13 protein-coding genes are annotated in these 14,162 nt (G+C 69.6%); 7 read left to right on the top strand and 6 right to left on the bottom strand.

The window, feature by feature from the left end:
* The first annotated feature begins 50 nt into the window (after positions 1-50).
* On the top strand, positions 51-1,067 hold the full coding sequence (locus NGM10_RS18225) for a DUF7544 domain-containing protein (protein WP_303656402.1): 1,017 nt from the start codon (positions 51-53) through the stop codon (positions 1,065-1,067).
* 39 nt (positions 1,068-1,106) lie between these two features.
* Here the strand turns inward: NGM10_RS18225 and NGM10_RS01140 are convergent, their stop codons facing one another.
* The 4 genes from NGM10_RS01140 to NGM10_RS01125 form a co-directional block, all read right to left on the bottom strand.
* Positions 1,107-1,961, bottom strand: coding sequence for a DUF7260 family protein (locus tag NGM10_RS01140; protein ID WP_253480921.1), 855 nt, complete (start codon positions 1,959-1,961; stop codon positions 1,107-1,109).
* Entirely contained in the window at positions 1,958-2,404 is a 447-nt protein-coding gene (locus NGM10_RS01135) for a DUF7552 domain-containing protein (RefSeq protein WP_253480919.1), read from the bottom strand. Before NGM10_RS01135 ends, NGM10_RS01140 begins: the two co-directional genes overlap by 4 nt.
* 125 nt (positions 2,405-2,529) lie before the next feature.
* Positions 2,530-2,931, bottom strand: coding sequence for a thioredoxin family protein (locus NGM10_RS01130; protein WP_253480917.1), 402 nt, complete (start codon positions 2,929-2,931; stop codon positions 2,530-2,532).
* Between the two features lie 517 nt (positions 2,932-3,448).
* Complete coding sequence (locus tag NGM10_RS01125; protein ID WP_253480916.1) at positions 3,449-5,776, bottom strand: DEAD/DEAH box helicase; 2,328 nt, start codon at positions 5,774-5,776, stop codon at positions 3,449-3,451.
* A gap of 325 nt (positions 5,777-6,101) precedes the next feature.
* On the opposite strand from NGM10_RS01125, the gene dps reads away from it, so the two are divergent.
* From dps to NGM10_RS01110, 3 genes are all read left to right on the top strand, one after another.
* Positions 6,102-6,761, top strand: coding sequence for a DNA protection during starvation protein (gene dps, locus NGM10_RS01120; RefSeq protein ID WP_253480915.1), 660 nt, complete (start codon positions 6,102-6,104; stop codon positions 6,759-6,761).
* Between the two features lie 97 nt (positions 6,762-6,858).
* Positions 6,859-7,221, top strand: a complete 363-nt coding sequence (locus NGM10_RS01115) for a 2Fe-2S iron-sulfur cluster-binding protein (RefSeq protein WP_253480914.1) — start codon at positions 6,859-6,861, stop codon at positions 7,219-7,221.
* Between the two features lie 91 nt (positions 7,222-7,312).
* Positions 7,313-7,738: a thiol-disulfide oxidoreductase DCC family protein gene (locus tag NGM10_RS01110; protein ID WP_253480913.1), complete on the top strand. Its 426-nt coding sequence runs from the start codon at positions 7,313-7,315 to the stop codon at positions 7,736-7,738.
* Between the two features lie 39 nt (positions 7,739-7,777).
* On the opposite strand, the gene glmU is transcribed toward NGM10_RS01110, so the two are convergent.
* Entirely contained in the window at positions 7,778-8,959 is a 1,182-nt protein-coding gene (gene glmU / locus NGM10_RS01105; protein WP_253480912.1) for a bifunctional sugar-1-phosphate nucleotidylyltransferase/acetyltransferase, read from the bottom strand.
* Between the two features lie 423 nt (positions 8,960-9,382).
* Here glmU and NGM10_RS01100 point away from each other — a divergent pair, with 423 nt between their 5' ends.
* Complete coding sequence (locus NGM10_RS01100; protein ID WP_253480911.1) at positions 9,383-10,471, top strand: helix-turn-helix transcriptional regulator; 1,089 nt, start codon at positions 9,383-9,385, stop codon at positions 10,469-10,471.
* Positions 10,472-10,603: 132 nt separating this feature from the next.
* Positions 10,604-11,170, top strand: a complete 567-nt coding sequence (locus NGM10_RS01095; protein WP_253480909.1) for a response regulator transcription factor — start codon at positions 10,604-10,606, stop codon at positions 11,168-11,170.
* Between the two features lie 323 nt (positions 11,171-11,493).
* Here NGM10_RS01095 and NGM10_RS01090 read toward each other — a convergent pair whose 3' ends face one another.
* Complete coding sequence (locus tag NGM10_RS01090; protein ID WP_253480908.1) at positions 11,494-13,188, bottom strand: thiamine pyrophosphate-binding protein; 1,695 nt, start codon at positions 13,186-13,188, stop codon at positions 11,494-11,496.
* A gap of 210 nt (positions 13,189-13,398) precedes the next feature.
* Here NGM10_RS01090 and NGM10_RS01085 point away from each other — a divergent pair, with 210 nt between their 5' ends.
* Entirely contained in the window at positions 13,399-14,133 is a 735-nt protein-coding gene (locus tag NGM10_RS01085) for a Nif11-like leader peptide family natural product precursor (protein ID WP_253480905.1), read from the top strand.
* Positions 14,134-14,162 lie beyond the last annotated feature (29 nt).

The raw sequence follows: 14,162 nt of genomic DNA, 5'->3' as shown, positions 1-14,162 counted from the left end.
CCGACCTCTAATCCCCGACAGTTTTCTCGGTCGCTCGCGTAGGTCGAGCCATGACGTGGTACGCGGTCGAGGACCTCGACGACGCCCTCGACGCGACGAGGACGCTTCTCACCCCGGTCGACCCCCGCCAGTGGCTCCGACTCGCGCTCGTGGTCTTCTTCCTCAGCGGCACCGGCGGCGGCCCATCGGCGACCGCGGGGAGTTCTACCGGTGGCCCGACCGCCGCGCCCGGCGGCCCGGGCGGTCCCGGCGGCGAACTCCGCCTGCCGCTCTCCCCGGAGGAGGTGCTGTCGGTCGGCCTCGCGGTGGTCGTCGTCGGGCTGACGCTGGGACTGCTGTACGCGCTGGTCGGGTCGGTCATGGAGTTCGTGTTCGTCGAATCGCTGCGCAGACGCCGCGCCCGGATTCGACGCTACGCCGACCAGCACCTCGCACGCGCGCTCAGACTGTTCGGGTTCCGGCTGGTCCTCGGCCTGCTGGTCGTCGTCCCCGCGGGCGGGGTGGTGCTGGCGGTGCTGTCGGCCGCGACGGGCGAACCGCGGGTCTCGCTCGGCCTCCTCGCGGTGTTCGTGCCCCTGCTCGCGCTGTTCGGAATCCTCGTCGCCGCGGTAGACGTGTTCACGACCCACTTCGTCGTCCCGGTGATGATCGGTCGGAACCTCGGCGTGCTCGCGGCGTGGCGGCGGTTCTGGCCCACGCTGACCCGCGAGTGGCAACAGTACGGCGTCTACGCCCTCGTCCGGCTCGTCCTCGCGTTCGCGGCGGGGCTGGTGTCGTCGGTGGTCGGGAGCGTTGTCGGCGCGATACTGTTCGTCCCGCTCGCGATTGCCGGGGTGGTGGCGTTCCCGGCGCTGGGCGGTCCGGCGGGGGTCGTCTCGAACCCGGCCGCGCTGGCGGCGGGGGTGGCGCTTCTGGTCGGCTACCTGTTGGCCGTGCTGGTCGCGCTCGCGCTCGTCCTCGTGCCCGTCCAGACGTTCGTCCGGTACCACGCCCTGCTCGTGCTCGGCGACACGAACCGGGAGTTCGACCTGATTCCGGAGCTCCGCCGGGAGTTGCGCGAGGCGTAGGTCGGACCTTCGCGCGGCGTGGAATCGCTCGGGGCGGCCTCAGACCCGCGCGCAGAGGTGGCGGCGCACCGACCGCTGACACTCCGCGAGGACCGAGTCGAGTCGCGCGAGGTCGGCCAGCACGGGGTGGTCGTCGGAGAAGTCGGCGTACAGCAGTCGTCGGACCTCGCGCATCCGGATGCCGGTGGGGCTCGCGTCGTCGTGGACCGTCTCGCGCAGCGACGACTGGCGCTCGCGGGCGAGTTCGTCGCACGTCTCGCGGAACGCTTCGAGGCGGTCGTGGCGCTCGCGCAACTGCTCGAACCCGAGCTGGAGGAGCGGCGTCTCGTCGGCCTCCGACACCCACTCCGTGATTCGGTCGAGTTTGTCGCCGACCGCCCCGAGCGCGTCGCGCTCGGTCGCGAGCGCGTCGGCGAGGAGTCGACACTCCGCGACGCGCTCGTCGGCCCGCGCGACCAGCTGGGCCTTCGACTCCGGCGAGAATCCGCCGCTGGCGGGCGAGAGCGCCGCCGCGATGTCGGGCGACAGCTCGTCGGCCACCGCCTCGTGCAGGGAGTCGGGGTCGGCCAGCGGAAGGACCGTCTCGCCGAACGCCTCGCGGACCGACTCCGCGCTCGCCGACGCGGCGCTCGCGGCCGCCCCTCCGGCCGCGAGCGCGCCGCCGAGCGCGGGGCTTCCCGAGCGGAGGCCGCCCGGCGACGGGCTACCGGACGACGCGCCGCCCGGAGACGCCCCGACCGACGCCGACGGGTTCGTCGGCCCCCCGCCGCAGTCGGCCGAAAGGGACCGAACGCGCCGACCGAACGCCTCGAAGGCCGCCCGCTTTCGCTCGGCGCGCTCGCGCTCGGCCTCCGCGCGCTCGACGGCAGCGTGGGTCCGGAGCTTCCCGGTCATAGTTTGGCGTCGAGTTGGCGGGCGACCGCGTCGTCGTCGAGCGGTTCGCCGTCGTGGCTGACGTGGACCAGCGGCGCGTTGTCCATCCGTAGCCACTCGCGCTCGCCGTCGCCCGAGAGCGTGACCGACCGCGAAGACCGCGGGAGGCCGTTCTCGCGCCGCCCCGCCGCGGGTTCGCGGGTCGAGACGAGCGTCGGGGCGTCGGCGCGGGCCTGGTAGGCGGCGAGTCGGTACTCGGGGAGCCCGGGGTCGGACTCGCGCAGCGCCTCGCGGTACTCGCGAGCGGCCGCGGCGGCCTCGCAGGCCGCCGCGGCCGTGGGAAACCGTCGGTCGGCGAGGGGGGCGGGGCGGCGGTCGGTCTCGGCGCACGCGACGTAGAAGTCCCCGTCGGGGGTCGCGAGGCCGTCGATTCGTCGCCGGAGTCTGTCGAGGGCGTCGGCCATGATTTAGGCTACCCTAAACTAGTTTAGGACGGCCTAAAATAGGTTGCGGATGCGGCCGACGCTGGAGGGAATCGGACCCGGCGGGAACCGAACGCCCCGGAGAACTCAGAAACCCCCCGGAGAACTCAGACGTCGGCGTACTCCTCGACCAGTTCCACCAGTTCCTCCTTCTCGACCGCGCCCTCGATGCGCTCCTCGCGCTCGCCGTCGACGAACACGTCGAAGGTCGGGGTGCCCTCGACGTTCCGTTCGAGCGCGAGCTTCTGGTGGTGGACCACGTTGACCTTCGCCACCGCGGCGAACGTCTCGCGCGCGACCGACTCCACGATGGGGTGGAGGCGCTGGCCCGCGCCCCCCGAGGCGTAGTAGTGGACCACCACCACGTCGTGGGCCGCGACCGTCTTCTCGAAGTTGCGCGACCCGTCGACGTACACCGGCGAGGGCGGCGCGCCGAGGCCGTGGTCGGCCATCAGCGCGCGCTTCTTTCGCTCTCTGACGGTCGAGAGGTCGTCGTCGCCGTCGCTCATTGCCGGACGATTGCGGGTACTGGGACTTAATTTTACGGCCTCGACTACGACGGGGGTAGGACCGGAAAGCCCCCGCCCGCTCGCTACGAAAAACAGAGTCAGTGAACGAGAACGCCTCGAAAGCCCCGCCCGCTCGCTACGAAAACCAGAGTCCGTGAACCAGAACGCCTCGAAAGCCCCGCCCGCTCGCTACGAAAACCAGAGTCCGTGAACCAGAACGCCTCGAAAGCCCCGCCCGCTCGCTACGAAAACCAGAGTCCGTGAACGAGAACGCCTCGAAAGCCCCCGCCCGCTCGCGGTCGCTCTGCAGGATATTCGCGCTCTCCGCACCGCCCGCGCGAATAGTTGCCTGCAGAGACGACTGAAGTGAACGCGAGCGGGCGGCCCCTTTCAGTCCCGCCCGGTGGTTGGTGTCACCGGGCGATTCGGGGTGGTTGGTGTCACCGGGCGATTCGGGGTGGTTGGTGTCACCGGGCGATTCAGGGTAGTTGGTGTCACCGGGCGATACGTTCCAGAACTACTCGGCTCCCGTCAGTTCCTCCAGCAGGAATCGCGCCAGTTCCTTGTCCAGCGGGTCGTTCGCGTTCCCGCAGTGGGGCGACTGGACGCAGGCCGGACACCCGCCAGCGGCGTCGCACTCGCAGTTTCCTATCATCTCGGCGGTGTTCGCCATCAGGTCCTCGACGGTCTCGTAGCCCTCGCGGGTGAGGCCCACGCCGCCCGGGTAGCCGTCGTAGATGAAGATGGTGCTTTGGCCCGTGTGAGGGTGAAGCGGCGTCGAGAGGCCGCCGATGTCGCCGCGGTCACAGAGGAGTTCGAGCGGAAAGAGCGATATCATCCCGTGTTCGGCGGCGTGGATTGCCCCCGGGAAGTCCCCGCCCTCGCGAATCTCCTGTTCTACGTCCTCGGGGACCGTGAAGTACAGGGCCTTGGTGCGCAGGGAGAGTTCCGGCAGGTCGAGCGACTCGCTGGCGAGGGCGTCGCCGGTCGAGCGGTCCCGGCGCTCGAACCCCGTGATCTGCTTGCGCATCGTCACCTCGGCGAACCGAACGGGCACGTCCTCGCGGGACGAGAGGCGCTTCTCGCGGCGGTCCTCCTCGACCGTGATGGTCTTCTCGTGGAGGGTCTTGGTGTAGTAGTCGGCCCACGTCGGCGAGAGTTCCGCGACCTCTCTGCCGAGGTCGAGGTCCACGACCTCGTAGCTCTGGCCCTGATGGTGGTAGATGGCTCCGGGGTGGGCGTCCGTGAGCGCGTCGCCGAAGGGCAGGGTGGCGATGGTGTCGTCGTTCCTGCGGTCGATGAGATTGATCTCGCGGTCGTCGATGCTCCGGAGGCTCATCTCGTGCTGGGGGCTCCCGGGGCCGTCGTACGTCCAGCGCACGCCCTTCGGGGTGTCGCGGCGCTCCAGTTCGCCCCGGGCTTCGAGGTCGGCCACGAGGTCCGGGAACGACTCGCCGAAGAAGCGGTCGTCGCCGGGTTTCAGCCACGTCTCTCGGGCGGCCGACCGGACGTGATCGGGCATCAGCTGGTCGTTCTCGGGATTCACGACCGCGCGCTCGGGGTCGCCCTCGAAGAGGTCGTCCGGATTGCTCAGGAGGTACTGGTCGAGCTGGTCCTCGCCAGCGACGAGGCCGACCAGCGCGGGGTCGTCGCCCCGGCCCGCTCGCCCGGCCTGCTGGAAGGCGGCCATCCGGGTGCCGGGGTAGCCGTCGAGCAGGACCGCGTCGAGGCCGCCGATGTCCACCCCGAGTTCGAGCGCGTTGGTGCTCCAGACCCCCCGGACCCCGCCGTCGTGGAGCCCCTCCTCTATTTCGCTCCGGCGCTCGCGGCCCAGCGCGGCCTGATACGCCGTGACGCTTCCGGCGAGGTCGCCCCGCCCGCGCTCGCGGAGAGCGTCGGCGCTCTCCATCGCGTAGCGCTCGGCGGCCTGTCGAGCGCGGGTGAACGCCAGCGTCTGGTAGTCCTTCGAGATCAGGTCGGCGAAGAGTCGCTTGGTCTCGGCGTGGTTGGACTTCCGGCGGCCCGCGGTTCCCGCCTCGGGGTTCTCGTATTCGGGCGGGTTCCACAGCACCCAGTGGGTCGGGCCGGTCTCGCTCGCGTCGTCGTCCACGAGGCGGAACGACGACTCGGCCTCGCCCGTGACCGCCGCCGCGTGTTCGACGGGGTTGCCGATGGTCGCCGAACAGCAGACGAAGTCGGGGTCCGAGTCGTAGCGCGCACAGACCCGCCGGAGGCGGCGCATGACGAGCGAGACGTGGCTCCCGAACACGCCGCGGTACTCGTGGACCTCGTCGAGCACCACGGTCTCCAGTCCTTTGACGAACCAGTCCCAGAGCCGATAGGCGTGGGGCAACAGCGCGTAGTGGAGCATGTCGGGCGTCACGAGCAGGACCGTCGGACGGCGGTCCCGGACGGCCTGCTTCTCCGATTTGTCGAGTCGGCCGGTGTACTGGGCGACCGAGACCCGACTCCCGAATCCCAAATCGCGGGCGAGTTCCGAGAGGGTCTCCTCCTGATCGTTGATGAGCGCGACCTGCGGCGCGATATAGAGCGTCCGGCCGCCGCGGTCCATCGCGCGCTCGAAGGCGGGGACGGTGTACGCGAGGCTCTTGCCGCTCGCGGTCGGCGTGGCGACCACGACGTTCTCGCCGTCCCGGACCGCCTCGACCGCCTCGGCCTGATGGCGGTAGAGTCCCGAGATGCTGCGCTTTTCGAGCGCGCTCTCCAGTCGAGATTCGAGGTCCACCTCCCGAACGTCGCCGTCCCTGCCGGGGAGGACGCGGTGGGCCTCGACCTGCCCGTCGTAGTAGGGTCTGCCCCGGAGCCAGTCTATCGTCTCGTCCACGTCCCAGGGGTAGGGTCGGGGTCCCTAACGGCTTTCGCCGTGGACCGGAAGTGAAGTGCGGGACGTAGTCGACTGAATTCGGCCGCTTCGTTTCGTAACTCAGGGGACGACTTCCCCGAAAGCCCCCGTCCGGTCGCGGGCCCAGGCCCGCGACCGGACGGCCCCTTTCGGTCCTGCCCGGAATGGGTCGTCGACTCTCGGGGTGCGTCGACGGCCGAACGGGACCGGGGACCGGGTCGCGCTCGTCCGAGCCAAAGCAGTCGATCCAATCTCGGGAAGAACGATTAAGGGTGCGCGAGTGGTGTTCGGCTTCGGGGGAGAACCAATGGCAGACGACGAACGACGACACGGATCAGGGAGCGTCGAACCGGGGAGCACCGACCAGCGCGTGGGGATGAAGGCGCTCGAAGAGCGCGGTCTCGACCCGGAGGAGCTCCGCGAACGGCTCATCGACGCCATCGGCGCGGAGTTCAGCACGTACTACTACTACACCAACCTCCGGATGCATCTCGCGGGCCACGAGGACTACAAGGAGATAACCGAGGACGCCCGCCTCGAAGACCGCGCCCACTTCGAACTGGTCGCGCCGCGGGTGTACGAACTCGGCGGGAGTCTGCCGACCGACATCGGCGACTTCATGGACCGGGCGTCGTGTCCGCACGCGGAACTGCCGGTTCCGATGGCGGGCGATTCGCCCGACCCCGCGAACCTCGACGCCGAGAGCATCCTCGAAGTGTTGCTGGAGGCCGAGCGGTGTGCCATCCGGACGTGGGCCGAGGTCTGCGACATGACCCACGGCAAGGACCCCCGGACCTACGACATGGCGAGTCGCATCCTGCAGGAGGAGATCGAACACGAGGCGTGGTTCGTCGAGCTCCTCAGCATGGAGCGCGACGGCGAGATCAACCCCGCGGGCCACTTCGTCCGGGGCGAACCCGGCGAGGCGCCCTACTCGACCAACCGCCGCATCAACGACTCGGCCTGAGAGCCGACGAATCGCCCCGAGTTCGGCGAGTCGGTCCCCGCGGGACCGACTCGCCGGGGCCGACACGTTCAACCCTATTTGGCCGGTACTCGTCCCCGTGAGTAGCTACACGGTCGCCATCGAGGTGCCGGACGACTGCGACATCGAGCAGGCAGGGGAGACGGTCGAGATCGAGGTCCACGAGTCGGCGTTCGTCCTCGCGGCGGCCCGCGAGGCCGGGGTCTGGCTCCCCGCGGATTGTCAGCAGGGGTGGTGTACCACCTGCGCCGCGAGACTCCTCGAAGGCGAGGTCGACCAGTCGGCGGCCCGCCGCTACTACGACGCCGACCGCGAGGCGAACCTCGTCCTGACCTGCGTCGCCAAGCCCCGGTCGGACCTCCGCATTCGAGCCTGTCAGGAGGAGGAGATGCTCGACCACCGCGCCGAACACGACAGGCCCCCCGGCCGGTCGAAGCGGTAGGAATCGGGGGCAGTCGCTCGCGCCTCGCGCGGCGGTCGCTCGCGTCCCGCGAGCGACCGCCTTTTTGCCGACGGCGGCCGATATCCCGTCCATGGACTACCACGCCGTGCTGGTCTACGACGGCGAGTGTCCGTTCTGCTCGGCCGCGGCAACGGCGCTCCGGCAACTGGAGGGCGTCGGAGCCATCGCGTGGGGCGAGGACGCCGCCCAGGCCTTCCTCGACGCCCAGTTCGGCGAGGCCCCCTTCGCGCTCTTCTTCGCGGATTCGCGCGAGGAACGGGTGTACGTCGGCCGGGAGGCGGCCCGCGAGCTCTGCGAGCGCGCCGGGATGCCCGTGCTCATCGGTGATATCGTCGGCGACAACTACGAGTCGCTGGCCGACGCGGTCCGGACCGTGACGCGGGCGGAGGGCGACCCCGACCCGTACCACGGCGCGTTCTCGATGTCCGACCCGGCCCGGGACGCGTTCGCCGACCTCGCGGCCGAGGCGAGTCACACCGCGACGGTCGGCCGATAGCGGTCGCTATCGACCGACCGTCGCGAGCGCCGCGGGCGTTCAGCGGTCGCGCGTCACCGCCTCGCCGGGCGCGGTCGCCGCGCCCGGCGAGAGCGTCACGCCGGGATTCAGACTGGTGTTGATGCCGGTTTTCGCACCATCGCCGACGACGACGCCGAACTTGCGGCGGCCGGTCGAGACGCGCTGGCCCTTCACCGTCAGCTTCACGTCCTCGCCGTCGTGGCGGAGGTTGGCGACGTTCGTTCCGGCGCCGAAGTTGACGTTCCGGCCCAGAACGCTGTCGCCGACGTAGCTGAGGTGGGCGACGTGAGTTCCGCGCCCGAGCACGCTGTTTTTGACTTCGACGGCGTGGCCGACCTTTGCGTCCTCGCCGAGGAGGGTAGCACCGCGAATGTAGGCGTTGGGGCCGACGTGCGCGCCCGAACGCACGAGTGCGGGCCCCTCGATGACGACGCCCGCGTCTACCGTCGCGCCGTCTTCGACCACCACGTCACCGCGGAGGTCGGCCGACTCGTGGACATCACCGCGAATCGCGCGGTCGAGTTCGCCCAGTTTCCACTCGTTGGCTTCGAGGAGTTCCCACGGGCGGCCCACGTCGAGCCATCGGTCCATCTCGACCGCGGTCACGTCGTACTCGTCGACGACGCGCGCGAGCACGTCTGTAATCTCGCGTTCGCCGCGCTCGCTCTCGGTCACGTCCAGCCACTCGCGGGCTTGTGCGGGAAAGTGGTACGCGCCGGTGTTGGCGAGGTCGGTGGGCGGGTGGTCGGGCTTCTCGACGATGTCGGTGACCGTCGCCCCGTCGGCCGAGAGCACGCCGTAGTTCGAGGGGTCGGTGACTCGGTAGGCGCCGACCGCCGGACCCGCATCGAATAGGTCGGCGATGGCGGCGGGGTCGTAGAGATTGTCGCCGTTGAGCACGGCGAACTCCCCGTCGAGGTGGTGTCGGGCGGCCCGGACCGCGTCGGCGGTGCCCGCTTGCTCGGATTGAACGGCGTACGCGACCGGGACTCCGGCGTACTCCTCGCCGAAGTACTCCCGGACCGCGTCGGCCTCGTAGCCCACCACGAACACGAGTTCGTCTGCGCCAGCGTCGACCGCGGCCGTGGCGGCGTGGGCCGCCAACGGCCGGTCGGCCACCGGTAACATCGGTTTCGGGACCGACGCCGACAGCGGCCGGATACGGGTGCCTTCGCCCGCCGCGAGAATCACTGCGTGCATGCGCGAGTTCTTCGTCCTCGTCGCTCTTATCGGTACGTGGTTCGGCGGCGGCGGTCGGACCGACCGCCGCCGCCGAATGCGGCGGATGCCGACCCCGATTCGGGTCGGCCGAGGCTCCGACTTGAACTCCTTGCATACTTCTGCCGCGCTCTTTTACGGTTCTGGTAACTTCGTTCCGATGGAAACTCGGGAGTCGTTTCGGTCTCGGCCGCCGCAAGCGTAACCGATTCCCGTAACGACCGACCTTCGGTGCGTGGAAAAGAAATGTCGGCCGGAGCCTCGTTTCGGCGAGCATCGACGACGAACCGAACCGCGTTTCCGAAGGGTAATAGATTAATAGCCGTGATACCGATAGCATACGTTACTCGCGAAGCTATCTGTCCCATCGAGTGAGAACCGACCGATGAACACGAGCCACTACGAATGAACATCGATACATCCGACAGGAGGCGACTCGAACAGTCCTCGAACGTCCTCCTGCTGGCCCCACTGACGCCGACGGGCAATCGCGCCTGTCTCGAACTACTCGCGTCGACGACACCGCCCGAGCAGGCGAACGTGGCCGCCATCACGTACACGCCGCCGCCCGAGACGTGGATCGCCGACTGGCGAACGCGCGTCGAGACGTTACCGGCCGAACTCGCGTTCATCCACGCCAACAAGATTCAGACCGCCTCCGAGGAGGAATCGCTCCCGGAGGGCGTGAGCGTCGCCCGCGTCGACCCCAACCAGCCGATGGACATCATCGCGCCGCTGAGCGAACAGCTCACGCGCTGGGAGGGCAACGGCAACGAGACGGTGGTCTCGGTCCAGACGCTGAGCGTCCTGCTCGAATACGTCGACTTCGACACCGCGTTCCGGTACCTCCACATCCTCACCCACCGGGTGCAGGCAGCGGGTGCCATCGGGTTCTATCACATGGACCCCGACATCCACGACGAGGAGACCGTCAACACCCTCAAATCGCTGTTCGACGCGGTGGTCGAGGTCTCGGCCGACGGCGAGGAGTGGTCGGTCTCGGAGACCTACGGCGACCGGACCGCGACGAGCGACCACGCCCAGACCCACGACACCGACGTGTCGGTTCCCGACTCCGAGGAGGGGCTGTTCACTTCGCTGCGGAACTCGCTCTCGGGACTGTTCTCCGGCGGCGACGCGGGGGACGGCGCACCGACCGCCGTCGGCTCTCCCGAGCGTGCGGGGAACGATTCGCCGACCCCCGAACCCGACCGCTCCGGCGGGTCCACCAGCGTCGGCGACCTGCCCGACGAGGCGATGCTCACCGACGAAGACCGCATCCGAGAACTGCTCACCCGGTACGGCGGCCGGATGAAGCAGGCCGACGTGACCGAAGAGACCGACTGGTCGAAGTCGACCGTCAGCCGCAAGCTGTCGAAGATGGAGGAGAAGGGGCTCATCACGCGAGTTCAGGTCGGTCGCGGGAACCTCGTGTTCCTGAGCGGCTACGAACCCGAGACCACCAAGTCGCCGTTCGAGGGGGAGTCGAGCTGACCATGAGCGCGAACCGCCCGCGAGCGAGACCGCTCGTCCGGTCGCGCGACCGACCGGTCGGCGCGCGTGCAAGGACGCTTAAGTTCTCACAGTATGAGTGAATCAACACGGACCCCATGTGATACCGGACCCATGCCCGACCAAGCGACCGTCCTGATAGTCGACGACGAGAAGCCGATCACCGACGCCTACGCGCGGTGGTTGGAGGACGACTATCAGGTCCGCACGGCCTACAGCGGGTCCGAGGCGCTCGAAAAGCTCGACGACGCGGTCGATGTCGTCCTGCTCGACCGGCGGATGCCCGACCTCTCGGGCGAGGACGTGCTCGACAGAATCCACGAGCAGGGGCTGACCTGCCGGGTCGCGCTGGTCTCGGCGGTCGAACCCGACTTCGACATCCTCGAACTCGGGTTCGACGCCTACCTCGAAAAGCCCGTCTCGGACGCAGACGAACTCCTCGAAACGGTCGAGACCCTCCTCCAGCGCACGACCTACGACTCTCAGATGCAACAGTTCCTCTCGCTGGCGACCAAGAAGGCGGCGCTGGAGACCAAAAAGAGCCCCGAAGAACTCAAAGCCAGCGAGGAGTACGAGTCGCTCCGGGAGGAGCTCGCCGACCTCCGCGCACAGTTGTCGGACACCGCGACCGGCCTCGACGACGAGGACCTCCGGGCGGAGTTCTACGACCCGTCGGACTGACGGCCTGCTCCGGGGCGGCCCGCCACGAACGTCGCTCACGGCCCGCCTCGAACGCCGCTCACGGCCCGCGACGGCCGTCGCGGGCCGTGAGCGGGGCGCGGCGGGTCGCGTTCACCGGTCGTATAAGTGCTTCTGGCGACGAGGAGTAGCTACGAGTGGCAGTTCGTCTCCGCGTTCACCCTTCCTTCGTTCCGAGATTCTCCGCCTCTTTCGTTTCGGGACCGGTCGGTGACCGCTCGGGGAGCGGGCCGGGTCCGGGACCCACGGGTCCCGGACCCGGCCCCGGCCGACCCCCTCGCGGACCCGGCCCGGTCGGCCGCGAGTCAGTCGTGGACCAGCACGTCGAGCACGTCCGGCCCGTCGCGCTGCATCGCCTCGGCCAGCGCCGCCGAAATCTCGTCGGGGTCCTCGACTAACTGTCCGCGAGCGCCGTGGCTCTCGGCGTTCGCGGGGATGTCCACCGGCGGTTCGAAGTCCATCCCGACGAACTCGTGGTCGTCGTCCTCGCCGCCGAACAGCTTCAGGGTGTTGTCCTTGAGGATGCGGTAGTTGCGGTTGTCCGAGACCACCACGGTGAGGTCCACGTCGTGCCTCGCGGCCGAGTACAGCGAGTGGGGATAGTAGAGGTACGACCCGTCGCCGACGAACCCGACCACGTCGCGGGGGTCGTCGGCCTGCGCTTGGGCGATTCCCGCGCCGACCGACGCCGGGAGGCCGTAGCCGAGGCCGCCGCCCTTGTTCGAAACGTACTGCTCCGGCGAGAACGACCACCGCGACAGCATCGCGTACTTCGAGGTGACGCCCTCGTCGACGACGAAGGCGTCCTCCGCGACCTCGCGCATCGCGTCGACGAGTTCGGCCTTCGAGGCGCGGGGGTCGTCGGTTGCGTCGGCCCCCATCTCGGCCGTCCGGGCCTCGACCATCTCGCCGACCGCGGCCACGCGTTCGAGGCGGGCCTCGCGCGTCTCCGCGGAGACGCGCGAGGCCACCCTGTCTGCGAGGTCGGAGAGTACTCGGCCGGGGTCGCCGAGTACGGCGGCGTCGGCTGGCTGGTTCTTGCCGACCTGCCACGCGTCGTCGCTGACGTGGATGCAGGTCGTGTCCTCGGAGACGAGCGGACCCTCGTGGCGGGTCAGCGTGGTGTTGGTCGAACACCCCGCGAGCACCAGCACGTCGGTCCCCAGCAGGGTCCGGGCGAGGTCCTCGTCGGGCGGGACGAACGACACCCACTGGTCGTGGTCGGTCGGGAAGTCGACCTCGCAGGCGAGAATCTCGCCGTGGACTCTCGCGCCCGCGGCCTCCGCGAACTCGACCGCGGCCTCGACTGCGTCCTCGCCCGAGCGCGCGACCCCGTCGCCGACCACGAGCGCCACGTCGTCTGCGCCCTCCGCGAGGAGTCGCGCGGCCGACTCGATCTGGTCGGGGTCGCCCCGCCCCGCGTCGGGAATCGCGCCGAGTCGCTCGGGGGACGCGTCGGTCTCGTCCATCATCACGTCCAGCGGGAGCGCGAGGAACACGGGGCCGGTCGGGGGCGTGAGCGCGACCCGGAACGCCCGCCGGAGCATGGTCGGCAGGGCGCGCACGTCCCCCACCTCGGCGCTCCACTTGGTGAACTGGTCGGCCATCTCGACGAGGTCGCCCGACAGGATGGGATCCTCGTGGCGGAAGTCGGTGCTGTGGTTGCCCGCGGTGACCACCAGCGGCGCGCCGGTCACGCTCGCGCCGTAGAGGTTGCCGAGGCCGTGGGCGAGGCCGGGCGCGACGTGGAGGTTCACGACGCCGACGGGCGTCACCGCGTCGTCGTGGTGGGCGTGGTACCGGCGGGTCTGGGCGTATCCGGCGGCCATCCCGACCGCAACGTCCTCGTGGAGGCCGAGGACGTAGTCGAGGTCCGAGTCGGCCAGCGCCGACATCACGGGCAACTCGGTCGTCCCGGGGTTGCCGAATACGTGCGAGACCCCGTAGCGTTCGAGGGCGTCGACGAACAGGTCGGCTCCGGTGTAGGCGTCGTCTGGCATGGTTCGACGATGGGGAGCGGGCGACATAACGATACGCGTCGCGGTAGGGAGACCGCGCCTGCGTTTAAGTGGTTCTGGCGACAATGGATAGATACGAGGGCGGGCGGTCGCGTTCTCGCCGGACTCGCTAGACTTCGAGCGACCGCTCCGACCGCCGACCCCGACCCGGAAGCGTATTTTTAAATCACCCCGGGCCCATAGAAGCGTCCAATGACGGGAAGCGGGACCCACCCGCAGACCGCGACGTGGCAGTATCGGCCCTCCGACGGCGAACGCGACGCCGAGCGACCGCTGAGTCAGCGCCCCGGCGACGGGTCGGTCGCGCGCGCCGACCTCCAGCGCGACGCGACCGTCCGGCGGTGGGGTCCGGTGACCCCGGCCGCGACCCAGATCGGGCGGGCCGAGTCGCCCGAGGCCGACCTCAAAGAGAGCGTCCGGCGACTCCACGAGGAACGTCACTCCGCGACCGCGGGGCACGGCGAGCGAATGGCCCGCCTCGACAAGCTCCGTATCGCCCACGCGCTCGCCAACGACCTGTCGCTGACGCCGTGGCAGCGCGACCGGGTCGTCGGGGTGATGGCCGACCTCGACCTGACCGCGTTCGGGAGCCAGCGCGCGATTCCGACGGTCGCGCTCGTCGTCATCCGCCACGTCGTGGACCGCGAGCGCGAGCGGTATCTGGGCCTGCACGACACCGAGTGGATTCGGGACCTGCCGCCCGAGCGACTCGAAGCCCTCTACGACCAGTTCGACTCCATCACCGACGACCCCGAGTTCTCGGCCCTCGCGGCCGAGCACGGCCTCGACATCACGAGCCTGAACCGCCTCCGGCGCGTTCTCACCGACCAGCTGGAGGCCCGCGAGCTGGAGGACGCGGTCTACGGCCGCAACCCCCACCGGGACCCGAACCTGCCGAGCGTCGAGGCGCGCCGACCCGACGAGTAGCGAGACCAAACCAGAAATATTTGGCGTCT

Origin of the sequence: Halorussus salilacus (assembly GCF_024138125.1) — an archaeon.
In the GTDB taxonomy this organism is placed as follows: Archaea; Halobacteriota; Halobacteria; order Halobacteriales; family Haladaptataceae; genus Halorussus; species Halorussus salilacus.
Note: the sequence above shows the minus strand (reverse complement) of the source record. Positions and strands in the feature narration are given on the sequence as shown.